The following is a 25,592-nucleotide window of genomic DNA, read 5'->3' on the forward strand; positions in this document are numbered from 1 at the left end:
TTACCGTCCCCCTTCTTCGCTGTCCGCATAAACGTGCGTCAGAGTGTCCTCAGGTTTCGGATATGGCGCGTTGTCTGCATATTCAGTTGCTTCTTTCATTTCCAGCGCAAGCTGGGAAGCCAAATCCGCATCCCGGGCTTCGTCCCAGATGCCACAATCGATCAAATAGTTTTTCATGCGAGGGACGCCATCTTTCTTCCAGTTCTCCTCAACTTCTTCTTTGGTCCGGTAAGCCAGATCATTGTCGGAAGTGGAATGAGGTGACAACCGATACATCATCGCTTCAATAAGTGTCGGGCCTTCCCCGGCTATGGCGCGGCGACGCGCTTCCTTCACCGCAGCGTATACTTCTAATGCATCGTTACCATCTACACGCAGTCCGGGGAACCCGTATCCCTGTGCACGATCGGATATTTTGCCGCTCAACTGTTTGTGAATTGGTACAGAAATCGCATACTGATTGTTCTCACACATAATGATCACAGGAAGTTTATGAACACCTGCGAAATTGGCACCTTCGTGGAAATCGCCCTGATTGCTTGACCCTTCGCCAAAAGTTACAAAAGAAACGAATTCTTTCTTCTTCATTTTGGCAGCCAGTGCAAATCCTACAGCGTGCGGAACCTGTGTGGTAACCGGGCTGGAGCCCGTTACAATCCGCAGCTTTTTGTGACCGAAGTGACCCGGCATTTGCCGGCCGCCACTATTCGGATCTTCCGCCTTCGCAAAAGCAGACAGCATCAGCTCACGTGGAGTCATGCCGACCGCCAGTACAAAGCCATAATCGCGATAATACGGTAAATAATAATCGTGATCCCGGTCCAGACCAAATGCAGCGCCTACTTGCGCAGCTTCCTGTCCTACACCAGATACGTGAAAGTTAATTTTGCCGGCCCGCTGTAAGAGCAAGCAACGCTCGTCAAACTTGCGTGCGAGCAGCATGTATTTGTACATATCCAATACTTCACCATCGCTAAGTCCCAGCTGTTCATGCCGATGGACCGCGTCTGCAGTACCTTTTGAACTCATATGAGGTACCTCCTTTTAATCAGAGCCTTGTGCCTGTCTTACTACCCGATCTTATAACCTGGTACTAAGACTTGGCTTAACCTTATTATAATCCCATTTGCCCAAAAAAGGAAAGGACCTTTCTCATAAGCCTGTCCGGCTTACATTCCAATCGATTTTCCGTCTACTGCCAACATGGCTTCACCCATGATTTCTGATAAAGAAGGGTGAGGATGGATCGTCTGTCCCACTTCCCAAGGTGTGGCATCCAGCATCTGAGCCAAGGAGGCCTCAGCGATCAGTTCCGTCACATGGGTACCGATCATATGTACTCCCAATATATCATTCGTCTTGGCATCCGCGATTACCTTCACGAATCCATCCCGACTTCCATGAACCAAAGATTTTCCAATGGCCTGAAACGGGAACTTACCTGTCTTCACTTCATAACCACGCTCTTTGGCCTCGCGCTCCGTAAATCCGATACTCGCTGCTTCCGGACGAGTATAGACACAGCGTGGGATTCGATGTGATTCGACGGCATGTACCGTTTCACCCGCCAGATGATTTACTGCCAAAATGCCTTCATGACTCGCTGCATGCGCCAGCTGTAATCCGCCGATGACATCGCCGATTGCATAGATATGTCCCTCACCGGTTTGCAAATGTTGATTCACGGCGATAAATCTGCGTTCAAGTTTGATATCTGTATTTTCAAGTCCGATATTTTCCACATTGGCCTGACGACCAACTGACACCAGCATCTTGTCCGCTTTCAGGGTCTCTTGCTTCTCGTCCCCCAGCTTGACATCAATCTGAATACCGTCTTTCTGTTTGCTATATGTCTCTGTCAGAACGCTGGCGCTTGTCAGGAAGCGAACACCGCGTTTCCCAAGCAATCTCTGCATTTCTTTCGCTACATCTTCATCCTCTGCTGGCAATACATGAGCAGCGGCTTCAACAACTGTAATTTCGACGCCAAAATCATTCAGCATGGAGGCCCATTCGAGGCCAATCACGCCACCACCAACAATGATCAGGGATGCCGGTAATTCGTCCATTCGCAAAGCCTCATCACTGCTCATGATGTACCGGCCGTCTGGCTCAAGACCTGGCAGCACCCGTGGGCGAGATCCGGTAGCAATAATAAGGTTGGTTGGCACAACCGTATCCATCTCGCCATCTTCAAATTCGACAGCCACTGCCCCGCTCTGTGGAGAGAAAATAGAAGGTCCGATCACTCGCCCTTTGGCGTGTACGACCTGAATTTTATTTTTTTTCATTAAATACTGCACACCTTGATGAAGCTGCTCCACAATTGCATCCTTGCGCGCCTGAACCTTCGGAAATACAAGTGTTGCTCCAGCTGTTTCAATCCCATACATTTCGCTCTCTTGTATCTCTGCGTATACTTCCGCACTTCGCAGCAATGCCTTACTCGGAATACAGCCACGATGCAAACAGGTGCCTCCCAGCTTATCCTTCTCGATAATAACAACCTGTTTTCCTAACTGTGCGGCACGGATGGCAGCAACGTACCCTCCTGTTCCTCCTCCAAGAATGGCAACATCACATGTAATTGGCATCTTTAATGTTCTCCTCTATCCATATAATTTCAATACAATTTCAATATATTTGTAAGATGATGATTCGAATGATTCTCTTTTTCATAGACGTTATCTATATTCCATTGTACTCCCCTTGAGCAGTCAACTCAAAATTTGACCCTGAAACGCATGGACAGCTTCTGAAAACCAAGCTATGATGGAATCAGGTATGACCTGTAAGCGCAACCTTTATTTTACGTCAACCTCAGGCAGAAGGAGTTTAATGGTGATGAATACTAGACTGATCTTTGCACGATTTGTGGCGATTATTGTTCTGGTCATTCCCGGGTTAATGGCAATGAAGGGTTTTCTAATGATGAAGGACGCCCTTTTCCTGTATTATGCCGAGCATGGGAACGAGCAGATCTCACCAGGTTTTCAATGGCTCTCCTTTGGTGGAGGACTTGTCCTGTTCGCCGCAGGCATGAGTTTTCTGGGAGGCTGGATTCTGTTCCGTGACCGCAAGCGTAATTATGTAGGACCCCGTTTTCGTTCAAAAAGCGCACCCTCAGCCGACAAAGCAGAGACGCCCGGTACGACTTCCTGAGTCCGGGCTTTTTGTCATTTTTCTGTCTCCGCATAATTTCAACATCCGAACCTTACATCTGCCTATATATACAGTACTCGATCAGGTATAATGCTTATTTATTCAAACACGTATTTTGCATAAATTCAGAGTTAGCATCTTGAATATGCACAATGCCCACTCTTCCATAGACAGGATGGTTCAACATGGTCTCGTTTATCATTACGTTAAAAAGATTGCTTAAAGGCATTTTCCATGCCTTCAAGGACCAGAAGTTCCTGGCTCTGTTTGTATTAACTGCGGCGACACTTCTCTCGGGCACGTTATTCTATACTCGCGTTGAAGGTCTGCACTGGATTGATGCCCTCTACTTCTGCGCAGTAACTCTAACCACGGTGGGGCATCCGGATTTTGTACCATCGACCGGATTCGGCAAGGCATTTACGGTCATCTATATGTTTGCAGGTATCGGCCTCACCTTCGCCATGATTGCCAGAATTACAGCAGGTATTCTATTTCCCCGCAAATTGCAGACAGAAGAGAACCCGGAGTAGTCTCCGGGTTATTCGTATAATGCATCCCGCAGCTTGGTAGACATGCGTGACTCTTTGGAAGAGGACTTCAGAATCGTTCTGCGCAACGTCAGATTACTGGCTTGCAGCCGCTCCGCTTCAGCGAACAAGTCTGCAAACAACGCCTGCGCAGCTTCGTCAAGGACTGACTGTCCTTTCAAACGTTCATATCGCTCTTGTAATTCGGATAATGCTTCACTCATCGTTAACACCTCTTTTCAATCGCTCCTGGCTTATGCACTACACTGCCGTAACCAACAGCTTAACAATCCATATAGTAACACAAAGCTGCTCAGATTAGTTCTGGCTCTTACTAAAGATTTTGTGGTACTCTGTAATGGTCGCTTTTTTTTGTTGAATCCCGTATGTGAGAGGAGTAGCAGAACTGTGCAAACAGGACGAATTACCGTAATTACAGGACCTATGTTTAGTGAAAAATCCGGTGAACTCATTCGCCGTTGTCAGAAATTAATTCAATTTGGCCGTAAAAAGGTCGTTGCCTACAAACCTGCTGAAGATGATCGGTTTGCCCAAGACGAGATTGTTAGCCGTATCGGCTATCGTCTGCCTGCCCATTCCATTCCCCGGCAATTGACCCCGGAATCCGTAGAGATGATCCTGACTCAGACTAAAGATGCTGATATTGTTGCATTTGATGAAGTACAATTTTTCAGCAGTGCCATCATGGAACTGGTCTCCGAGCTTGCCTACTGTGGCAAACATGTCATTGTGGATGGACTAAATATGGATTACCGTGGCAAGGAATTTGGATATGTAGGCGGTTTGCTCGCTATGGCGGATGACATTGAGAAACTGTCAGCATTCTGTGCCGTATGCGGAAGCCCGGATGCGGCTTTCACCCAGCGTATCGTTAATGGAGAGCCTGTGACGCTTGGACCTGTCGTCATGATTGGCGATTCAGAAGCTTATGAGCCGCGCTGTCGCTGCTGCTTCATTCCTCCTCACAAAGTTGAATGCTGAGCTGACTCAGCTTTTCAATGATTAATCTATAGGTTCTGATCGGCGGTATCTGCTGCTACAGTTTTCCTGAGATTTCAAAAAAAGCCCCTGAGGGCTTTTTTTATTATAACTCCTTTTTACCAGCATGCCCTTAATATACCTCTTCTTATCTTCGTCATTAGCTCTTTCTGTGCAAATCATGACCACCCGTCCAACGGGTGGTTTGCTCTTGGGGTATAACCCCCTGTTGCCAAACTGCGCCTAAAGACGCTAGCCTGACAGCAAATCTGTTCAGGCTCAGTGTTATTTGCCGCTTTCACTTACCAGTTAAACTGGTTTTACTTCTTTTTGCTCCTATTACTGCTAAATGGATCTTCGTATTCTTTTATACTCAGCTTATCTACCGCTTGATCATGTGCTTCTTGCTCACGAATATACTTTCTTACCGTTGCTTCGTTTAGACCCACTGTGCTCACATAGTACCCTTCTGCCCAAAACTTTCGATTACCGTATTTATACTTCAACTTAGCATGTTTTTCGAATATCATGAGCGAACTTTTTCCCTTTAGATATCCCATGAACGTTGAGACTGCAATTTTCGGTGGAATCGCTACCAACATGTGGACATGATCGGGCATCATGTGACCTTCTATAATCTCTACACCTTTGTACTTACACAAACGTTTGAAAATTTCGATTAAATCTTTCCTTACTTGATTATAGATTTCTTTCCGTCTATACTTCGGGGTAAACACAATGTGGTATTTACACATCCACTTTGTGTGAGCTAGGCTGTAGCTCTTGTTTGCCATCAATGACCATTCCTTTCTTTTGAGCCTGAACATCTCAATTTTATTGGAATGGTCTTGGCGGTCAAACCCTCGATCCCTCCACCCGCATAGCGGGTGGTTTTTTGTTTCGCGCGTTTCACGCACTCAACTGGCTAAAGCCATAACAAAAAAGCACCGCCTCACAGCGATGCTTCCCATTCGTCATCTCCCGCTAGTCCCGGGAAACAAAATATTTGTTGGTCATGTAGTAAGCGTCGCCACGCGACGTTTCTACCATTCCTTTTTTGGCATCCAAAAATACGATCTCTTTGCACTTGGTGCAGTACCATTTGGTGCGCTTATATGGAGATTCCGTCACATATGCCGTACCACATTTGCAATCAATCTTCATTAACAACTCGGTTGATTTATATGCGCTGGACAAGCGTTCCATGTTATCCTGCTGCTGTGTAGGCATAATTGTCTGCTGATAATCCGATAAATGATTCTGAACTTTGAAATCTGCTACCAATCCTGCATTCAATCCAAAAAACTCCTTGCCGATTTCGGTCACGAAGCGCTTCTCATTTCTGTAGCAATCCAGCCACTCAATAATCTGCTTATTTGACAGTGGAACCGTACCCTTGATACCGCTGTTTAAGGTGTAGGTCATGATGTATAAAGTATCGTCTTGTCTACCTGAGTACATTAGAATCCTCCTTCGAATACATTTGCTAATGTACTACAAAAACGCTCATAAATCAAAGCAATGTTATTTCCTGAGCGTATCTCTTCCTTATTAAATGGGTAACATTCCTCGATGTTCCGCCACTGATTTACAAGAACTGCATACACCTGAAACATTTCCCTGAGAAGACGCATAATGCACGATGGACTTCACTTTTTTACTACAGATGGAACAATATTGCCTCCTTTCCTTCCTGGGAGTGTAATCGGATAGGTTTACTACGTTTGAGTTTGATTTGAACCTGCGCACAAAGTTCAGCCATTTCATCTCTTTCTCTCTCTTCCTTGTTTGCCTTCTAAGGGGTGAATTGCTTATGCTTGGGCAAAAATTGATCCTGCATTGGTTATGTATACGATTCCAAGTTGTGCATGCCTATCTCATAATCTATTCGACGTTTTGAGCCTTTTTCCTGTTTTTAATCTCTACACATACAAAAAAACCGACAGAATCTGTCCCAACCTCTTGTAAAAGAAAGGAACTTCCGTCGGTTAACTTGCCTTATTTATAAAACGTTCCAAGAACCTCCAGCGCGGGTGAGCGCTCAATTCGAAACGGATAGATATATCCCTGATTCAGCTTCACAAACTTGCGACTCCACAGATCAACTCCAGATGTAAATTGGTATGCCTGATATATAAATTTGGAACAATAGTTTCGTTCGATGCTGCGCAGATTCGTCTGTAATCGATAGAATTTCACCTGCTTATAATGATCTTGTACCCACTGTGCTGCCTTCACACCAGCCTGATTCAAACGGGAGCGAAATACAATGAAACGATCTCCCTCATAAAAGCGGGTGATGTACCAATCCAAGGAATCGGCAAACACAGGTCCGTAAGGGTGTACGTGATACACTTTACCGTCGAGTCCAATAATCCCCATATGCCCGGCGTAATAGGTCGATTCCGAACTTGGCGTATATAAAATATCTCCCGGTTCCAGCTTCATCTGGCCTAAAGCGATAATAGGTAAATCCTGATGCAGTCTTCTGGCCGCTGAACGTGCGCGTCGGCCTTCCACCAGTAGACGGTGCATTTTACCAGCAACAGCGAGATAGACTTCCGACCATTTGATACGTTTTTTCTCAGGGCCTTTGAACCACCGATGAATGAATGTGGATATACGTTGAGATTCTTTTTTCATATTCTGCACTCCACTCTAATCTGTTTGACGTTTCTTGATGTTTTTCCTCACTTCTAAGGCTCATTATAGACAGTTGATGATGCATGTTCAATTCCGGTGCCTGTTCTATGTTGTGCAATTCGAGGAGGTTCATACCGAAAATGGAAACTAAAAAAGTAGCTCCGGCATTAGCCAGAACTACTTCGTTTGATTTGAACAATTGGAGTTGAAGTTAATATGAAGAGATTTCTATTCTTCCACAACACCAAGTGCTTTATTTTTCTCCTTAAAACGGCTGTTATGGGAAGACACATAGGCCACTTTCTCCGCCTCAGGGTCCATATACAGTTTTGCACTGTTTACCGCGAGGGCTGCATCCGTAAATGTACCAGCAATCAGATACAGTTTACTTCCGTAATCTACAAAGTCTCCTGCAGCGAAGACGCCTGGAATATTCGTTTGCAACTTCTCTGTTGTGCTGACATGCCATTCACCAAGATCAAGTCCCCAGTCCCGGAGGGGGCCAAAATCACTCTTCATGCCGTGGTTGACGATAATCGCATCCACATCAAGGACTTCACTCTCACCTGTCTCAACATGGGATATCGTCACTTGTTCGATGATCTCCCCACTTTGACTATGCAGAGTATCAACGGCGTATGGTGTACGAATATCCACTGAGGATTCTCTCATCCGCAGTACATTGCGCTCCAATCCGCCAAAGCGGTCACGACGATGCACAACCGTCACTTGCTCTGCCAGTGCTTCAAGCTCATTAGCCCAATCCACGGCGGAGTCACCTCCACCAGAAATCAGTACCCGTTTACCACGGAAAGGTTCCAGCTCCTGTACTGTGTAGTGAAGGTTCGTTACCTCATAACGGTCAGCACCTTCAAGCTCCAGCTTGGCCATTTTATATATACCATACCCGATCGCCAATATGACGGTACGTGTCCAGTGTTGTTCTCCTGTATTCGATGTCAGCAGAATCGTGCCATCAGGCTGACGCTCGAATCCTTCAATTTGCTGTTCAAACACAATCGTTGGCTCAAATGTTCTCGCCTGTTCTTCCAGCTGTTTAATCAAATTTTCACACAGAATCGGGGTGACGCCGCCAACGTCCCAGATCATTTTCTCTGGATAAAAGAGCATGCGACCACCCAATTTATCCCGCGCCTCAATCAACTTGGTCTTCATATCACGCATCCCGCTGTAAAATGCAGAATACATGCCGGCAGGTCCCCCGCCGATAATTGTTACATCATATAATTCCAAATGCTGATCCATTTAGTTACCTCCATCAGTTCGATCCAAAGCGCTCGACTATTTGATATCGATTCTCATTATCACTCTTTCCCTAGTCTAATGGGAAACTTATCAAATTACAATGGCTAAAATTCAAACATTTCTTATACAAAACTACATCGTTATTTATTTGTTGATTACTTAACTTTGGGAGCTGCCAGTAGATGCTCGACAACGAAATCGATTTGCTTGTTGATGGAATAGATATCCGAGTAATAGAAGAAATCAAAATCAATCTCGATTAGACGGCCTTCTTTGATAGCGGGTATGCTATTCCAGATTGGATTATCGTTAAGGTTATCTGCCCCTTCATATACCGAACGAAACACGTAGTCTCCCATATACTCAGGAAGAACTTCCATGGACAAGGTCGAACCTGCCGCGTCGGAAACGACGTCAATTTTTTTCTGGACCGCTTCAGGTGCTTTCATTTCCAAGTACTCGTATATAGCCTGAGATCCTCTGCCGTATTGCTTACTTTCTACAATGACCATCTCTTTCAGCCCACCCTCGACGATGGAGGCCGTTTTGTCCAGTATGCCTGCATCAGCAAGTGTTTTCTTGCTCTCTTCGACTTTGCTGTTAAGATTGTCGATTAAAACGTCTGCTTCCTGTTCTTTGCCGAAAATGCTAGCTATACTATGAAGTCTTTCTTCCGTTGTCAATTTCTCATATGGGACATAAACAGTTGGTGCAATATCTTTTAATAGCGTGTAGGTCTCTTCTGAAGGAACAATGATCAAATCCGGGTCAAGATCAATAACAGCCTCAGGATTTGGTTCAAACCAGGTGCCCAGTGAATTTACACCTTCAAGCTCATTCTTATATGCAGCCCCATCAAATACGTCAGACGTCGCAATAGGCTTAATTCCAAGCGCTACAACATCTCCTTGAAGATAAAGTACAACAACCCGTTTAGGATTTGCCGGGACAACAACATCACCTTTAACCGTGGAGACCGTGCGTGTTCCATTTTCGTTGTTCGTTTGACTACCTGAATCTGATGATGAAGATGCGGCTGTGCTCGTAGATGAGTTCGTATTCGTGCCTTCCCCCGTAGCTGTTGTTGTTGCAGAGCCAGCGGAGCATGCCGATAAAAGCATTGTGATGCTTAAAAGTGCAACCAAAATCATGCTGGAGCTTGTTTTTCTTCTTTTCATTGATGTAGACCCTCCGTCTATATATTGATAATGATTCTCATAATCAATATATCCTCGCATCCATCTCCAGCCAATGGACGATTCGGAGAATTGTAATGGACGATCCTCTGCAAGGGTCTGGTCTCTTATTTTCCGCTGATAGAGTGTGGGGGACAGGCCCACATGTTTTTTGAAAATACGGCTGAAATAATACACATCCGTGTATCCCACTTCTGCCGCGATTTCGCGCAGGGTTGCATCGGATCGCACAAGCAGATTCCGGGCCTTGGTCAGTCTCGTTTGAATGAGATAATCAATCGGACTGTGTCCTGTCTTTCGTTTAAATTGCATGGATAAATGACGGGAGCTGTAGTTGAATTGTTCAGCCAGAAAATCCAGAGTCACCTGTTCCCTATAATGTTCCTGTATGTAGCGAAGTGTTTGCTCAATAGGGTCTGGAAGCACTGTTCTGATCTCCTGCTCTGCCAATTGAAACAACAGCTCATGAATAAATTGGTAGAACAAACTTTTTACTTGCAGCAAGTCCAGTCTGCTCGCCTGATCCCACGCTTTCTCCAGTTCACCAAAATAGCGCAATAAAGCAAGAGGATCACTCGGCGTAAACCCATATTGCAAAGAGAACGGAGCAACCTGAGGAGGTTGTGACAACCGCCATGTTTTACGATGAGTTGGGAACGCAAGGAATGCCCTGTAGAACAGCAAATAATATTCAAACTTTTCGCTCACCCGAATATCCAGTGATGATCCTTTACCACCATGCAGAATACAGAATCGCTGTGCTTCATGTGTTTTTCCATCCAATTTAAATTGAGCTGCACCCCGAATGCTGTATATAAAAGCGTTTGCCGGAAGCAAATAGGATTCCTGTATCTCTCCTGCCTCCATGACGATCCGACGTATATCCAGAATTTTAATAGCCGCGTGATTCCAGCATTGCATCTGTTCGTTTAATTGCATCGATTACTCTCCAATCCCAGTCTCACCAGGAACATAGACCTTGTACAGGTCATTATTCTGCAAACCATCCTCTAACCGAAACGTTATAGTGGTTCACTATTATTCCTTCATTATAAATGATAATAATTTTCATTATCAACTGTATTTTGACCAGGATTCAATTTCACCAACTAATGATCTGAAAGATTTACTTTTGATCTGCTGTCTTCGTGAACCAAGCTGCCAATTCCTCGGTCTGATCCAACGTTGCAATGGGGTCAAAATACCATGAACGATCCGGACTCCAAATAAACACATGGTCATTCTTGACGGCATCAAGCGAACTCCATACCGGCTTGGACTTCAATTCCTCTACAGTCAGGTTGTCTGCCGTAAGAATAATGTAATCACCGGCAAATTCGGGTATGGATTCGGACGAGACTTCAACAAGCTGATCTTTCATTAGTATCTCTTTTTTGTCTGCTGGAGGATTCAATCCGAGAGCACTATACACAGCCTGACCTCCACGCCCAAAATTATCACCAAAGGCTAAAGGTGCTTTATCGTAAAATTGCATAACTGATACTTCTGCATCTGCATCGATTGCTTCACTTACACGCTTCTTGGCGTCCGCAATTCGTCCGTCGTAATCGGCCAACCATGACTCAGCCTCTTTTTCTTTGTTCAACGCTTTACCGAAATAAGCGATCTCTTCATGGGTGTTTTTCAACTCTCCATAAGGAACAACAAGAGTAGGAGCAATTTTACTAAAAGAATCAAACAAATCAGGGTCACCTGTGACAATCAGATCTGGTTGAAGTTCCAACACCTTTTCAAGAGAAATGGTTTCGTATTCACCAATATTCTCTACGCCCTCAAGTGATTTGATAAAATAGGGATTTTTCAGGTTCATTTCTGGTGTCCCTACTGGCTTGATTCCCAAAGCAATCAGGCTTCCCAAATATAAATCAACCACAATTCGCTTGGGTTCAGCCGGGACCGTGATATCTCCCTTGACCGTCGAGATGATCCGAGGCTTCGAATTGTTTGATTGGGTATCGGCCGTTACTGTGCTGGTGGCACTCGAAGTCCCTTTGCTTCCCGCTGTTTCTCCCCCAGCATTACTAGTTGCCCCTGGCGAGCAGGCACTCAGCAGTAAAGTGAGACTTAATAAAATACTAAGCAGCATTCCCGTTCTTGTCTGTCTATTCATGTACAATGACCCTCCGTGTTTATATTGATAATGATTATCACCATCGTTATAAACATACCTTCCGGCTCTGCCACTCGAAATGTCATTTCGCGCCAGGGCCGATGTCAGATCAGGCCATTTTAGAGGTCCAGATGTTTTCTCCTTGAACTGAAGCGGAGAAACGCCTGTATGTTTTTTAAACATACGTCCCAGATAATATCCGTCCGGATAACCAATGCCTGCTGCAATCTCATCCAATGTAGCGTCGGTATGCAGCAGCATCTCCTTGGCCTTGAACAAACGAAACTGAATCAGATAGTCGATTGGACTATAACCCGTTGCGTGTTTGAACTTGCGGGATAAACTTCTGGGACTGCTGCCGACCTTCTCTGCCAAAACATGCAACGTTAGGGGCTCAGCATAAGAGGATTCCACAATTTCGATGACTTCGCTGACTTGATTCGTAAAGGAATAGCGAGTTGCAGCATGAGGAATCTGTGCTGATACTTGCTCTACGAAAGGATAAAACAGGCTTTTTGCCTGAAAATGATGTATGGGGTTCTTTTGATTCCATAAAGCGTGTATCTGTTTTACTTGCTCATACAGCACAACTGGTGACTTGGGGGCAAAACCATAGGTTAGCTGAAATGGATTCATATGCTCCATCATGTTAGCCAAATCGGTTCTTCCTCCACTTGGCAAGCTTGATTTGTACATAAGGTAAAACAGGTTCAATCCGGATTGTCCAGCTTGAATATGCAGCACATTCCCCTTTCCACCATGGAGAACATAAAAACGACTCACTTCATGCTTCTGGTCGTGTATGGTTACATAGGCTTTACCCTGGATGGTGAACACAAACGTGCTCGCAGGAAATTTATATGTTAGCTCCTCACATGGACCTAACTCCATATAACGTATATCCGCAATACTCACAGCAGCATAGTTCCAGAGTATGTAATAATTATTCCACATTTCACTAACCCAACTCCGTCTAAATAGATTGACTAAACAGTCCTCACTCATTGATAACCATTATCAATTATTATCAGCAAGTAAGCAACACACAAGTGAAAGTGAACTTATTAGCCAACGTATCTTCATTTGCTTCTCATAACATCCGATATATGTAAGTATATCCACGATATAACGAAGAAGGGGAAAAGACCATGAATTCAATTTCACCTGCCTCCAAAAGCAGCTTCGCCCCCGGGAGCCAAGTCTCCAGCAGAGATAAGGAAATTCAGGGACTTATGAAACAAAAAATCAGGCTTAATGAAGAACTGCAATCTGTCAAATCTAATGATCAGTTGGACTCCAAAATTAAGGCAGAACGAGTTAAATCTATAACGAGTTTCATCCAACAGGTCGATAATCAAATCGCTCAAATCAAAAGTGAGGAGATTCAAGAAAAAAATAAATTGAAACAGTCTGAGCAACCCAAGCAACAACAGCCTCAACCCTCTGAGCTCACTGACGAAAATCAGGCTCCGGCAATGGGTCATCTAATCAAACATAGCCAGACTTATGATCAGTTAGGCAAACTGGTTGGTTTGCGTGATCGCATGCACGGGTCCATTCAAACACTAGAAGGAGAAACCCGCTTCGACCGGATCGTTCTTGATAATGACGCAGGAAATGACATGGGCAAGTCGATGATGCTGGAGAACGCAGAACAAACTGTTTTTCAAATGAAACGTGAGATGGTCCAAGAGATTGATTCTCAAATTCGTAAGGTTGATCAGTCTATCGGGGAAAAATTAAAAGAGATTAACCAACTGGTACCAACAGAAGCTTCCCATCCGACTCCACCATCTCATGCTGATGAAGATCAGGAAGTGAATAAAGAAAATAAGGCTGAAAACAAATCGAAGATTTCCAATGTTATGCAGAATGATAAAGACCCAGGAAAAATTCAAGGAATTCAAGCAAATGCTTCCTCTGCTCCATCCAGCACTTCTCTTGACATCCGGGTTTGACCAGATGACAGAGGTGATGTAATTTCAGATCATATTAAAAAATGGATGTTGATTCAACATATATTTTTTTATAGTAGGCATATATGTCTGAGCATAATCTAAAAAAGTTCCCGACAGCTTTCGAAGCACATAACGATCATTCTGCAACAAATAATGAGCACTGGCTGGGCTCTTGAACAAAAATACGAACTCATTCTCGGAAACAAATTGGCACACTTATTCCACTGCTAAGAATGAAGCGCTGCAGATCATTTGTAGAAAAGAAGAAATCTAAGCTGTCACTATGATAAGAACCGTTTTTAGTAAAAGTGACATTCGCTGACCAGCCATCAAAATCAAAAGTTAGTACTTCTTCACTCTAACTTAACCATTGTTCATCTGAATATTTTTTTAAATTATCAATATGAATTATTTCTTGACCAAATTTTCTGCTTCAAGATACTTAGAAAAGATTAGTTGTGAAATTTCAGTTTTATTCAGTAGATTCTATCTCCTTTGCACTTCTTTTAAGCATAAAAATTTATTTCATTATAACAGGAGTAGAGGTTGTAAACGCCTCCTACATGTATAAAAAACCGTTACAAAAAGGCTATTTAAGCCCGTTTGTAACGGTTTTTTAGGTTGCATTATTTATGTTAAATCATAAAGTTCAATCTGCTCATACATAAGTAAGAATTGTTCTATATCACTTCTGATCCTTTCAGGACACCTTATTCTCAATTCTCAGCTTGTCAGCAACCATCGCGATGAATTCCGAGTTCGTCGGTTTCGACTTGCTAATGTTGATGGTATAACCAAACAGGTGGCTGATGCTGTCGATGTTACCACGTGTCCAAGCCACTTCGATAGCATGACGAATGGCTCGTTCGACTCGAGACGGCGTTGTTTTGAACTTTTCGGCAATCGCTGGGTACAAGGTTTTCGTGATAGCACCCAAAATTTCGATATTGTTATACACCATCGTGATGGCTTCGCGTAAATACTGATATCCTTTAATATGCGCAGGAACGCCGATTTCATGTATGATGGACGTAATGCTTGCATCCAAATTTTTGTGTTTACCCATCGGCACCACGTTGGACTTGTTCATAAACATCGATGAACCTCCGCCACCACCTGTGGAGATCGTGGTTTGCGTGCCAACCAGTTGACGTACACGATTCGCGAGCACTTCCATGTCAAACGGTTTCAGGATGTAATAAGAAGCCCCGAGTTGCACGGCACGCTGCGTGATATTCTCTTGTCCGAAAGCCGTAAGCATAATGACTTTGGGCTGTGGAGACAGATTCAGGTTGCGCAGGCGCTCCAGTACACCCAGTCCATCCAGGTGAGGCATAATAATATCCAGAATGAGTACATCCGGTACATCGCGAGTCTGCTCCAGCAACTGCAGCACTTCTTCTCCATTGTAAGCAATTCCGGTTACTTCCATATCTTCCTGTTCGGATATATATTCGGCAAGCAAATTCGTAAATTCACGATTATCATCGGCCAGCAATACCTCAATTTTTTGCAAAACGGTATCCTCCTTTAATTTAAACATCGTTTCGTACATTTCCTTACAGGTTAAATTTTCGACACAGGGGAGGAAATTCCTTCTGTCGAAAATTATTTTTCTTTATTTTTTTTTCGCGTTGCTATATAATAAATAATTTATTTCATTATCCGATATTATATGTTTCCATTCGACAAAAAAACCTTAAGGAGGTTAACCCGCCTTAAGGTTTTTTGCATTATCCTTTTTCATCATGACTCCTGCATCCTGTAACATCCATTCAATGAAGCAGCCATAACCTGATTTCGGATCATTGACGAACACATGGGTCACGGCACCAATCAGTTTTCCATTTTGCACAATGGGGCTGCCACTCATGCCTTGTACAATGCCTCCGGTCTTATCCAGAAGCTTCGGATCTGTGATACGAAGCACCAGACCTTTGGTTGCTGGTTCGGATTGATCTGCTACGTGAACAATATCAATCGAGAAACGTTCCACTTGCTGGCCCTCAACGACTGTGAGAATTTCTGCAGGACCTTCTTTTACTTCATGGGAGAACGCAACGGGAATGCCTTTTGAATACAAACTATGTTCAGGATTACCGGACATTTTACCAAAGATACCAAAAGCCGTATTACGTTCAATATTGCCCAAAATTTTGCTTTCTTTCAGAAAATGAGCTCGTTTTTCACCCGGATCACCGGATTCACTCTTGGAGATCGATGTTACATTGGACTGAACGATCTGACCACTGCCTACGACGATGGAGGTCTGCGTGTTCATATCCGTAATGACATGGCCCAGTGCGCCATATACGCCCTGGTCCGGAGCGTAGAAGGTTAATGTCCCTACACCTGCAGCGGAGTCACGAATGTACAATCCAAGCCTCCAGGCTTTATCTTCCGCATCATAAGCCGGTGTCAAACGCGTCTTAACTGTTTCTTTGCCTCGTTTTAATACAACATCTATTCCTTTTTTGCTCTTGCCTGCATGCTCAACAGCTTCAGCTACACCCGTTACACCATCAAGGCGTTTACCGTCCATATGGGTAATCAGATCCCCAAGCTTGATGCCTGCTGATTCTCCAGGGGATACACGTTCATCTTGTCCAGAACGAACCAGATGGTGCCCTACAACCAGAATGCCTGCAGATTTTACTTTGACGCCAATGGTTTGACCCCCGGGTACTACACGCAAATCCGGAATCACGTTTACGTTAACCGTTTTTACCGGAATTTTGCCCCACAACTTCAACGTTAATTTGGCATGTCCCGTTTGTTGGGGATGAAGATGCAAAGGTTGTTGCTTCGTTACTTGGACCGCAGTTTCCTTTCCATCAAAACCAACGATGTCAGGACGATCCACAACAGCGCTTGAAGCAGCCGGTACAGCGAGATGAACGTCAGCCTGCCTGCCTGCAAATACCTGGAGTTCATCAGGCAATGAAGCATAACTTTGCACAGGCTGAATGGCCTGGCTGATCACACATAGAAAGAAGGCAAATAAAAGACCTAGCAATTTCTTCCTGAGGGGGGAATTCAATGGCTGTCACACTCCCTTTGCTTCTTTCGCTTGACGAAAGGTGGTCGCCAATTGCGTACCTATAAGATAACCTCGCCCCCAGGCTTTTATTACTGTCAATCATTACGCCAGCCGCTCGTTTCACCCTTTTTTGGCTTCCGCCAAATTCAGCATTTCCTGTGCATGATGCAGTGTTTTTTCTGTAATTTCCACACCGCCCAGCATACGTGCCAATTCCTTCACTCTGCCTTCGTCTGACAGCGATTCCACTTGTGTCATCGTGCGCCCGTCATAAACATGCTTTTCGATGAGATACTGATGATCAGCCATACAAGCAACCTGTGGTAAGTGAGTAATAGAGAAAACTTGGCAAGTGGAGGACAGACGATATAATTTCTCCGCAATGGATTGTGCTGCTCTTCCGCTTACCCCCGTATCCACCTCGTCAAAAATCAACACCGGAATCCGGTCATGACGTGCGAATATACTCTTCATCGCGAGCATCATTCGGGACAACTCACCACCGGAAGCAATTTTGCCGAGCGGACGTAAAGGCTCACCTGGGTTCGGAGAAATCAGGAATTCCGCATTATCTGCACCCTGACGCGTAAGACGAATGCGACGCCCATTCCATTCAATCCCTTTTGAATCTTCAAAAGGAGTAATCTGAACTCTTAACGTCGTTCTCTCCATCTGGAGATCCTTCAGCTCACTTTCCACCTGTGCTGCAAGTTCCTCTGCACATTGTTTACGAACGCGGCTGAGTTCCTCGGCAGACTCCATGACTAATTTGAGCAATTTGTCACGTTCATTACGCAATTTCTCCAGACGTTCATCCTTGTTCTCCAACTGGTCGGTTTCATGGCTAATTTGTTCATAATAATTCAAAATAAGTTCCACACTGTCGCCGTATTTCCGTCTGAGGCCAGAAATAAGATTCAGTCGCTGTTCCACTTCTTCCAATCTCGCCGGGTTAAATTCGATCTTCTCCCGATAATCACGCAACTGAAACGTCGCGTCTTCCAGCTGATAAAATGCAGACTGCAGCTGTTCAACAATAGGCTGCAGCCCTTTGCTGTCATATCCCGATATATCTTCAATTCGTGACAGCGCGATACTTACAGCTTCTAACCCACGTTGACCGCTAAGCAAATCATATGCACCAGCAACACTGTCCATCATTTTCTCGCTATGGGATAGTTTGACCCGTTCTTCTCCGAGTAATTCATCTTCGCCCTGCGTTAGAGAAGCAGCTGCAATCTCTTCAAGTTGAAAGCGATACATGTCCAGCAATTGATACGCACGTTGACTTGACTCCTGAAGTGCACGCAGTTCTTTTTCCGCCGTAATAAAGTTACTGTAGCGTTCCTGATATTCCGTTTTGACTGGACCGATGATTGCTGCCCCGTATGTATCCAGAAGCCCCAGATGACTTTCTGCGCGCAACAAACTTTGATGTTCATGCTGGCCGTGAATATTAATTAATTTTTCTCCGACTTCACGGAGCATCGTCAAATTGACCAATTGGCCGTTAATACGAGATGTACTTTTACCTTGGGTATTCAGTTCACGGCGAATCACCAGATGCTCCTCCGGCTCACAATGGATGCCAAGCTTCTCCAGCGTTTCCCATACCGGATGGCTTGGCTCCATTTCAAACAGAGCCTCCATCTCGGCCTTCTCACATCCATAGCGGATCAGATCGGCCGAGCTTCGTCCACCAGCAATCAGACCCAAGGCATCAATAATGATCGATTTACCCGCTCCTGTTTCACCAGACAAGACATGGAATCCCGGGTGGAAAACAACATCAACTTCTTCTACAACAGCCAGATTACGAATCGATAATGTAACTAACATCTGCAAAAACACCTCCGGATGACTCACTCAGAAATTATGTTTTTGAACCATTATATTCTAGGAAATATAACCCATAATCCGCTCGATTACGGTCACGCTGTTACTTTCCGTCCGGCAGATGATGAGTATGGTATCATCTCCACAGATGGTGCCCATCACTTCCGTCCACTCAATATTATCGAGTAAGGCAGCAATGGAGTTAGCAGTGCCAGGCAAACACTTCATCACGACCAGATTGTTTGTATGATCGATGTGTAAGAAGTTGTCCACGAGGGCACGTTTCAGTTTCTGAATCGGATTATATCGTTGGTCTGTAGGTAAAGAATACTTATATCGTCCATCGTCCATGGGGATCTTGATTAAAAGAAGCTCCTTAATATCCCGTGATACAGTGGCCTGAGTCACCTGAAATCCGGATTTACGCAAAGCTTCAACCAGATCATCCTGGGTTTCAATTTCGTTTTGACTTATGATTTCACGTATCTTAATGTGTCGTTGTCCTTTCATACATGCCTCCAGTTAAAAGTTCAATGTATTGCAATAAAACGGCAAATTCTAATTTCCATAACGTTTGCCATCCTGCAATTCGTTCATTCGTTATATAAACAACTTTCACGTTTCATAAATACCCTTAGTCCAGATCATCTCCATCGTACACGTCTTCCTGATAGTCCATGAGCCTGATTACCTTGATATCCGATTCCTCCATATCCACATACAGCAATCCTTCACAACCGGGATATAACAATAAATAATACAGGAAGCGATCTCGCAGGGATGGCCCAGTAAGTTCAAGAGGTTGCCTGCGACGGGACGTTTTCACCAGATACCTCTCATCATCACGCTCTGCTACATAATCAATGAACAGCCTGCTGTAATAAACGGATTCATCCGCTTCAAAGGCTAAAGGAATTTTCATTTTACCTCCGATGACTTCATATCCTTCAGCTTCAAGCAGATCCACTGCCGGTGAATCCTGAATTTCTAAATTCAGTTGTATACCCGACAAGCTTACTGGAATCGGACGATTAACCCAATTCCGAAAGCCAAAGAACAGCCATAAAATCAAGCAGACAGCAAGTACACCAATAACAATTGTGTCATATTGCCCATCCATCATCGCTCACCTCGAAGACATATTCGAGATTCGACAACCGATTTCCTTTTAGAATGTCACCTTTCCAGCGAAAAGAAACCCATCCTATGATGAGTTTCCTGTAAAAGTATGGGCAGCTTCCATTGCAACTTGATCTGCAAGTGCATCAAGTGAAGCCTGAACGTTCTCATGTTGTGTTGCTTCTGGTTCTTCCAGACGCCAGTGAGCGAGAAATTCGATATTTCCTTCTCCGCCTGTAATCGGCGAGAATGTTAAACCTTTTAGCTTTAATCCAAGCTCATTGGCGAAACGAAGCATTGTCTGTAAAACGTCCTTGTGAACCTTAGTATCACGAACGACGCCAGACTTGCCGACTTTCTCACGGCCTGCTTCAAACTGAGGTTTAATTAACGCTACAATGTCTGCCGGTTGCTTCAGAAGTGCCAGCAACGGCGGCAAAATAATTCTCAGCGAAATAAAGGATACATCGATACTGGCAAAATTCGGCACAGGTCCATGTAGATCTTCCGGAGTCACATAACGGAAATTGGTTCTTTCCATTACAGTAACCCGTTCATCATTACGAAGGGACCAATCCAGCTGGTTATAACCTACATCGATGGCATATACATGAGATGCACCATGTTGTAGGGCACAATCGGTAAAACCGCCAGTGGATGAACCGATATCGAGCATCACAAGTCCATTCATATCGAGATCGAAGTGACGGATCGCTTTTTCAAGCTTTAATCCGCCTCTACCAACATAGGGATGTACTGAACCCTTTACTTTTAGTTCGGCTTCCCGTGGAATCTTCATGCCCGCTTTTTCAATCCGCTCATTGTTGGCATATACCAGTCCAGCCATGATTGCAGCTTTTGCCTTCTCACGACTTTCGTAATATCCCTGCTCAACCAGCAGAACATCAATTCGTTCTTTCGGGAGTGACATGTCTTTCTCCTATCATGTAGTAATCCTAATTAATTAATTAATAATGTGTTCCAGTTTCTCTGATTGTTCCAGTTATGAAGGGAACCGAGTTCTGGACATACCATATGAAGATTGGGCTGCCATACTGCGCAGCTCCGAGCTCACATTCTCAACCGTGAGTCCTACTTCAGCTCTTTGTTCCTCAATACTGCCATGTTCAATGAATCGATCCGGAATGCCCATCAGTTGCACATGAACATCATGCAGCCCTTGTTCTGCGTAAAACTCCAGAACTGCACTGCCCATACTGCCTGCTTGTGATGCTTCTTCAAGCACAATTAACTTCGTGCCTCGAACTGCGAGATCGCGCAGCATCTGCTCATCAAGCGGTTTAAGGAAACGGGCGTTAATTACGCCAACCGTAATACCTTCTCTTTTAACAGTCTCTGCAGCTTCTTCAGCAAGCTGTACCATCGATCCTGAAGCGATGATAGCATAACCTTCAGATGGACGAAGTTGTTCCCATGCACCGATTGGAATCGGAATGAGTTCCTCGTCAAGAGGCACGCCTACAACATTGTTTCGTGGATAACGATAAGCAATAGGGCCTTCATTATATTCAAGCGCTGTCTTCATCATATGGCGCAGTTCATTCTCATCCTTAGGCATCATCAAAACGATATTCGGAATATGACGCATAAACGCCACATCGTACACACCTTGATGCGTTTCACCATCTGGACCAACAAATCCGGCACGGTCAATGGCGAACATGACATTGGCGTTATGACGACAAATATCATGTACAATCTGATCATACGCACGTTGCATAAATGTCGAATAGACGGCAAATACCGGCTTCAACCCTTCCATTGCCAGTGCTGCACACATGGTTGCTGCATGCTGTTCGGCAATACCCACGTCAATCATGCGATCAGGGAATTCCTTACTGAAAGGAATGAGACCTGAACCAGTTGGCATGGCTGGTGTTACCGCTACAATTCGTTTATCCTGCTTGGCAAGATCAATCAACGTTTTACCAAACACTTCCGTATACATCGGTTTGCCTACAGCTTTAAGCACTTGACCTGATTCGATCTTGTACGGAGAAATTCCGTGCCATTTGTGTGAATCGGCCTCAGCTGGCTGATAGCCTTTACCTTTGGTTGTCAGTACATGAACCATTACAGGACCATCCACGTTATCCGCCTGTTTGAACGTTTCAATCAATTTAGGAATGTCGTGTCCATCAATGGGTCCCAAATAAGTGAAACCCAGCTCTTCGAACAGAACTCCTGGAACCATCATGTATTTGACACTATCTTTAATCCAGCTCGCCGATTTGGCCAAGCGATCCCCTATGGCAGGAATTTTTTTGAGCATTCCTTCCACGTCATCCTTGGCTTTCAAATAATGGCGATCCGAACGTATTTTGCTCAAATATTTATGCATAGCCCCGACATTCGGAGCAATGGACATTTCATTATCATTAAGGATAACCATCAGCTTTTTCTGTTCATGACCGATGTGATTGAGAGCTTCAAAGGCCATACCACCTGTAAGCGCTCCATCCCCGATCATCGCGATAACCTGATTGTCTTCACCCTTGAGATCACGGGCAAGCGCCATGCCCATCGCAGCAGATAACGATGTACTGCTATGACCGGCCTCCCATACATCATGTTCACTCTCGTTACGTTTAACAAATCCACACAAGCCATTATGCTGACGAAGTGTATCGAAGCGATCCATCCGCCCCGTAAGAACCTTGTGCACATAAGCCTGATGCCCTACATCGAAAATCATTTTGTCCACCGGACTGTTATAGCAATAATGCAGGGCTACCGTGAGCTCAACCACTCCTAAGTTGGGTGCGAGATGGCCCCCTGTAACGGACAGCTTCTCAATCAGAAACTGCCGGATCTCTGCCGACAAAAGAACGAGATCATCCTGAGACATCGACTTTAGATCACTGGGTTGTTTAATTTGTGGAAGCAGCACGAGAATCTCCCCGCTTTCCTAGATTGTTTGATTTGGTGTAATCCATATATACATAGTTTATTAAATGACATTAAAACATTATAACATAAAAGAACAAGAATCATAATTTACGGCACTATACTCCAGATAACGAGCATTTTCGCCAGCAAGGTTCGTATGATCTTCCTCAATATGTATTCCCAAACCCACTTGGAACAGACTCTCTTCATAAAGCCCAGAAAAAGCACATTAAATTGATTACACAATTTTGAGTGATTTGAAACAGCGAAGCGCACCCGGAACTAATGATCTCGACTCATCAGATAATCTGCGATCTCCATCAGTCTGGAAGGGTCAGGTAACTCAGCTCTGCCGAGTGCATCTTTCGCAGATTGCGTAAGGGACTTCACCTCTTGAAGAGATGCATCCATACCAATAAAATAAGGGTATGTGACCTTTTGCTGATTCACATCACTTTGCGTCTTCTTGCCCATTTTCTGCTCGTCACCCGTCAAATCCAGAATATCATCCTGAATCTGGAAAGCCAGCCCCAGGTCTCTACCAAATACGCGCAGCGCCTCCAACTGTCCTTCTGTCGCACCACCAATACGAGCGCCGGCAATGAGGGAAAACACAATTAAATCTCCGGTCTTGTGCAGATGAATGTATTGCAATTGGGCAAGATCTGTCATGCCCTGCTCGCCTTCCATATCAGCTACTTGTCCGCCAACCATGCCTCTTGCTCCAGCCAGTTCGGACAACTCCTCCACAATGGACAACACTGCATCTGCAGACACACCGCTGCGACGACCTGACTGGACAATACTATAAAAAGCATGCGTTAACAGTGCATCGCCAGCCAATATTGCTGTCGCTTCACCAAATACTTTGTGGTTCGTTAATTTTCCCCTGCGATAGTCGTCATTATCCATGGCGGGTAGGTCATCGTGGATCAACGAATACGTATGAACCATCTCCACGGCGCAGGCTACCGGCAATGCAGCTGTACGCTGTGCACCGAAGGCTTCCGCCGCAGCAACGACCAGAAGTGGACGAAGGCGTTTGCCCCCGGCCATAAGTGAATACTGCATCGCGTCAGCCAGTGACTGAGGCACATCCCAGTGAACAGGAAGAGTCTGCTTCAACTCTCCCGTCACTTCAGCTGTGACTTCCTCAAGATATGTTTCAAACGAAGGACGATCACTCATTGACTTCACCGCTTTCGTCGACGGCAGCGCCGAACGGTTTTTTGCGAAGTTCCCCATCCTCTTCTACGATCATCTCGATCTTACGTTCCACTTGCTCCAGCTTCAAACCACAAAGTTGGGAAAGCTTCATTCCGCGCTGAAACAAATCGATAGCCTGTTCCAGTGGAACATCACCATGTTCAAGCTGACCTACGATGTCTTCCAATGCCGCCATTGCCTCTTCAAAATTCAATTCCGGTTCATTCGCCATGGGTATTATCGTCCTCCTTCATTCCCCAAACCTGACAGTCTAGCTGTCCGTCTGTTAATTTAATCTTTATCGAATCTCCAGGCTGTACATCCTTCATCGATTTGATCAATCGTTGTTCCTGTTCGTCATAGACAAGGCTGTATCCGCGTGACATGACTTTGAGCGGGCTAAGCGCATCCAGATGTCGCACAGTTGATTTCCACTGCTGCTGCTTCGCTCTCGTAATAGATCGGATTGCAACCTCCAGTTGACGCCGGGCTGATGCATTCTCCCGTCTTGCTGCATTCACCTGTTCACGAGGATTGAATCGTTGCAGCGCTGCACGCAAACGCTCCTGTTTCTCGGTTGTCCATTTCATACGTGTATCTACAGTTCGCAGAAGACGCTGTTGCAGCATATCCAGTCGCTCCGTATGCTGCATTAAGGTTCGTCTGGGATGCACAAGCACAGGTGAGCGTTGCAATCTGGCCAGTCGCTCCCGATTATGAACAGCACGCTGACGTAAACTGTGCTGCAGTTGACGCTGGCGCTGAGCGATCTGATCAAGCAGCTCAGCTCGATTGGGTACTGCCAGTTCGGCAGCAGCCGTAGGCGTTGCCGCACGCAGATCAGCAGCAAAATCGGCAATCGTAAAATCCGTTTCATGCCCAACCGCTGAAATCACAGGAATGGCCGAACCCACAATCGCTCTTGCCACGATCTCCTCATTGAAAGCCCATAACTCCTCCAGTGATCCGCCGCCTCGTCCGACAATCAGCACATCGGCTTCGCCCATTCGGTTCAGGTTGTTGATGGCCTTCACAATGGAAGGAGCCGCACCTTTTCCTTGAACGAGTACAGGATACAGAATCACTTGGGCAGAAGGATATCTGCGTTGCAATGTAATCATGATATCCCTTACCGCTGCACCTGTAGGTGAAGTGACCACACCAATCGTCTGTGGAAAACGGGGAATCTGCCTTTTCCGTGATGTAGAGAACAGTCCCTCGTCCTCCAGCTTTTTTTTCAGCTGCTCATAGGCCAAATACAGACTTCCAATACCGTCCGGTTGCATGTGTGTAGCGTAGAATTGATATTGTCCATCCCGCTCATACACCGAGACATTACCACGAGCAATAACCCTTGCACCCTCCTTCGGTACAAAGGGCAATCGTTGATTATGGGAAGCAAACATAATGGACTTAATTCGGCTGTCCTTGTCCTTCAATGTAAAATACATATGACCGCTGGAGTGATGTGTAAAATTGGAGATCTCTCCGCGCAGCCATACATCCGACAGTACCTGATCCGATTCCAGTTTCATCCGAATGTATCGGTTCAGGTCTTTGATGGAGTAAATTTTTTGATCTGCCACAGACAGTTAC

The 25,592-nt window shown here is 45.0% G+C and carries 23 protein-coding genes; 4 read left to right on the forward strand and 19 right to left on the reverse strand.

The window, feature by feature from the left end:
• The gene (locus ACDJ58_RS19040) at positions 1-1,029 is read right to left on the reverse strand and encodes a thiamine pyrophosphate-dependent dehydrogenase E1 component subunit alpha (protein ID WP_413372393.1); all 1,029 of its coding nucleotides are present in this window, start codon (positions 1,027-1,029) and stop codon (positions 1-3) included.
• A gap of 140 nt (positions 1,030-1,169) precedes the next feature.
• Positions 1,170-2,594, reverse strand: coding sequence for a dihydrolipoyl dehydrogenase (gene lpdA / locus ACDJ58_RS19045; RefSeq protein ID WP_413372394.1), 1,425 nt, complete (start codon positions 2,592-2,594; stop codon positions 1,170-1,172).
• A gap of 244 nt (positions 2,595-2,838) precedes the next feature.
• On the opposite strand from lpdA, the gene ACDJ58_RS19050 reads away from it, so the two are divergent.
• The gene (locus ACDJ58_RS19050; RefSeq protein ID WP_064636780.1) at positions 2,839-3,162 is read left to right on the forward strand and encodes a DUF2627 domain-containing protein; all 324 of its coding nucleotides are present in this window, start codon (positions 2,839-2,841) and stop codon (positions 3,160-3,162) included.
• Positions 3,163-3,347: 185 nt separating this feature from the next.
• Positions 3,348-3,695 (forward strand): potassium channel family protein, encoded by a 348-nt coding sequence (locus tag ACDJ58_RS19055; RefSeq protein ID WP_024630972.1) that lies wholly within the window; start codon positions 3,348-3,350, stop codon positions 3,693-3,695.
• Positions 3,696-3,703: 8 nt separating this feature from the next.
• Here the strand turns inward: ACDJ58_RS19055 and ACDJ58_RS19060 are convergent, their stop codons facing one another.
• Positions 3,704-3,916, reverse strand: coding sequence for a hypothetical protein (locus tag ACDJ58_RS19060; protein ID WP_064636776.1), 213 nt, complete (start codon positions 3,914-3,916; stop codon positions 3,704-3,706).
• Positions 3,917-4,100: 184 nt separating this feature from the next.
• Between ACDJ58_RS19060 and ACDJ58_RS19065 the strand changes: the two genes are divergently transcribed.
• The gene (locus tag ACDJ58_RS19065; RefSeq protein WP_413372395.1) at positions 4,101-4,694 is read left to right on the forward strand and encodes a thymidine kinase; all 594 of its coding nucleotides are present in this window, start codon (positions 4,101-4,103) and stop codon (positions 4,692-4,694) included.
• A gap of 317 nt (positions 4,695-5,011) precedes the next feature.
• Here the strand turns inward: ACDJ58_RS19065 and tnpA are convergent, their stop codons facing one another.
• The 6 genes from tnpA to ACDJ58_RS19095 all read right to left on the reverse strand — a co-directional run bounded on the left by tnpA (position 5,012) and on the right by ACDJ58_RS19095 (position 12,881).
• Positions 5,012-5,485, reverse strand: coding sequence for an IS200/IS605 family transposase (tnpA, locus tag ACDJ58_RS19070; RefSeq protein ID WP_413372396.1), 474 nt, complete (start codon positions 5,483-5,485; stop codon positions 5,012-5,014).
• Positions 5,486-5,675: 190 nt separating this feature from the next.
• The gene (locus tag ACDJ58_RS19075; protein ID WP_024630975.1) at positions 5,676-6,152 is read right to left on the reverse strand and encodes a hypothetical protein; all 477 of its coding nucleotides are present in this window, start codon (positions 6,150-6,152) and stop codon (positions 5,676-5,678) included.
• A 537-nt stretch (positions 6,153-6,689) separates the two neighbouring features.
• Positions 6,690-7,334, reverse strand: coding sequence for a hypothetical protein (locus ACDJ58_RS19080; RefSeq protein WP_413372397.1), 645 nt, complete (start codon positions 7,332-7,334; stop codon positions 6,690-6,692).
• A 228-nt stretch (positions 7,335-7,562) separates the two neighbouring features.
• Complete coding sequence (locus ACDJ58_RS19085; RefSeq protein WP_413372398.1) at positions 7,563-8,600, reverse strand: NAD(P)/FAD-dependent oxidoreductase; 1,038 nt, start codon at positions 8,598-8,600, stop codon at positions 7,563-7,565.
• A 155-nt stretch (positions 8,601-8,755) separates the two neighbouring features.
• Positions 8,756-10,735 (reverse strand): helix-turn-helix domain-containing protein, encoded by a 1,980-nt coding sequence (locus ACDJ58_RS19090; protein WP_413372399.1) that lies wholly within the window; start codon positions 10,733-10,735, stop codon positions 8,756-8,758.
• A 187-nt stretch (positions 10,736-10,922) separates the two neighbouring features.
• The gene (locus ACDJ58_RS19095; RefSeq protein ID WP_413372400.1) at positions 10,923-12,881 is read right to left on the reverse strand and encodes an ABC transporter substrate-binding protein; all 1,959 of its coding nucleotides are present in this window, start codon (positions 12,879-12,881) and stop codon (positions 10,923-10,925) included.
• Positions 12,882-13,159: 278 nt separating this feature from the next.
• Between ACDJ58_RS19095 and ACDJ58_RS19100 the strand changes: the two genes are divergently transcribed.
• Positions 13,160-13,885, forward strand: a complete 726-nt coding sequence (locus ACDJ58_RS19100) for a hypothetical protein (protein ID WP_413372401.1) — start codon at positions 13,160-13,162, stop codon at positions 13,883-13,885.
• Between the two features lie 700 nt (positions 13,886-14,585).
• Here the strand turns inward: ACDJ58_RS19100 and spo0A are convergent.
• The 10 genes from spo0A to xseA form a co-directional block, all read right to left on the reverse strand.
• The gene (gene spo0A, locus ACDJ58_RS19105) at positions 14,586-15,401 is read right to left on the reverse strand and encodes a sporulation transcription factor Spo0A (RefSeq protein ID WP_063565711.1); all 816 of its coding nucleotides are present in this window, start codon (positions 15,399-15,401) and stop codon (positions 14,586-14,588) included.
• A gap of 192 nt (positions 15,402-15,593) precedes the next feature.
• Complete coding sequence (gene spoIVB, locus ACDJ58_RS19110) at positions 15,594-16,925, reverse strand: SpoIVB peptidase (protein WP_413372403.1); 1,332 nt, start codon at positions 16,923-16,925, stop codon at positions 15,594-15,596.
• Between the two features lie 120 nt (positions 16,926-17,045).
• Positions 17,046-18,764, reverse strand: coding sequence for a DNA repair protein RecN (gene recN / locus ACDJ58_RS19115; RefSeq protein ID WP_413372404.1), 1,719 nt, complete (start codon positions 18,762-18,764; stop codon positions 17,046-17,048).
• A 57-nt stretch (positions 18,765-18,821) separates the two neighbouring features.
• The gene (ahrC, locus tag ACDJ58_RS19120; protein WP_063565708.1) at positions 18,822-19,271 is read right to left on the reverse strand and encodes a transcriptional regulator AhrC/ArgR; all 450 of its coding nucleotides are present in this window, start codon (positions 19,269-19,271) and stop codon (positions 18,822-18,824) included.
• Between the two features lie 124 nt (positions 19,272-19,395).
• The gene (locus tag ACDJ58_RS19125; RefSeq protein WP_413372405.1) at positions 19,396-19,884 is read right to left on the reverse strand and encodes a hypothetical protein; all 489 of its coding nucleotides are present in this window, start codon (positions 19,882-19,884) and stop codon (positions 19,396-19,398) included.
• Positions 19,885-19,965: 81 nt separating this feature from the next.
• Positions 19,966-20,811 (reverse strand): TlyA family RNA methyltransferase, encoded by an 846-nt coding sequence (locus ACDJ58_RS19130; RefSeq protein ID WP_413372406.1) that lies wholly within the window; start codon positions 20,809-20,811, stop codon positions 19,966-19,968.
• A gap of 72 nt (positions 20,812-20,883) precedes the next feature.
• The gene (gene dxs / locus ACDJ58_RS19135; RefSeq protein ID WP_413372407.1) at positions 20,884-22,791 is read right to left on the reverse strand and encodes a 1-deoxy-D-xylulose-5-phosphate synthase; all 1,908 of its coding nucleotides are present in this window, start codon (positions 22,789-22,791) and stop codon (positions 20,884-20,886) included.
• 281 nt (positions 22,792-23,072) lie between these two features.
• Positions 23,073-23,978 carry a polyprenyl synthetase family protein gene (locus tag ACDJ58_RS19140; RefSeq protein WP_413372408.1) on the reverse strand — a complete coding sequence of 302 codons (906 nt, stop codon included), beginning with the start codon at positions 23,976-23,978 and terminating at the stop codon, positions 23,073-23,075.
• Positions 23,971-24,228: an exodeoxyribonuclease VII small subunit gene (xseB, locus tag ACDJ58_RS19145; RefSeq protein ID WP_063565703.1), complete on the reverse strand. Its 258-nt coding sequence runs from the start codon at positions 24,226-24,228 to the stop codon at positions 23,971-23,973. Before xseB ends, ACDJ58_RS19140 begins: the two co-directional genes overlap by 8 nt.
• Positions 24,218-25,582, reverse strand: coding sequence for an exodeoxyribonuclease VII large subunit (xseA, locus tag ACDJ58_RS19150; RefSeq protein WP_413372409.1), 1,365 nt, complete (start codon positions 25,580-25,582; stop codon positions 24,218-24,220). The genes xseB and xseA overlap by 11 nt, the downstream gene beginning before the upstream one ends.
• Positions 25,583-25,592: the final 10 nt, after the last annotated feature.

The sequence above is a fragment of the Paenibacillus taichungensis genome (assembly GCF_047302525.1).
GTDB classification, from domain to species: domain Bacteria; phylum Bacillota; class Bacilli; order Paenibacillales; family Paenibacillaceae; genus Paenibacillus; species Paenibacillus taichungensis_B.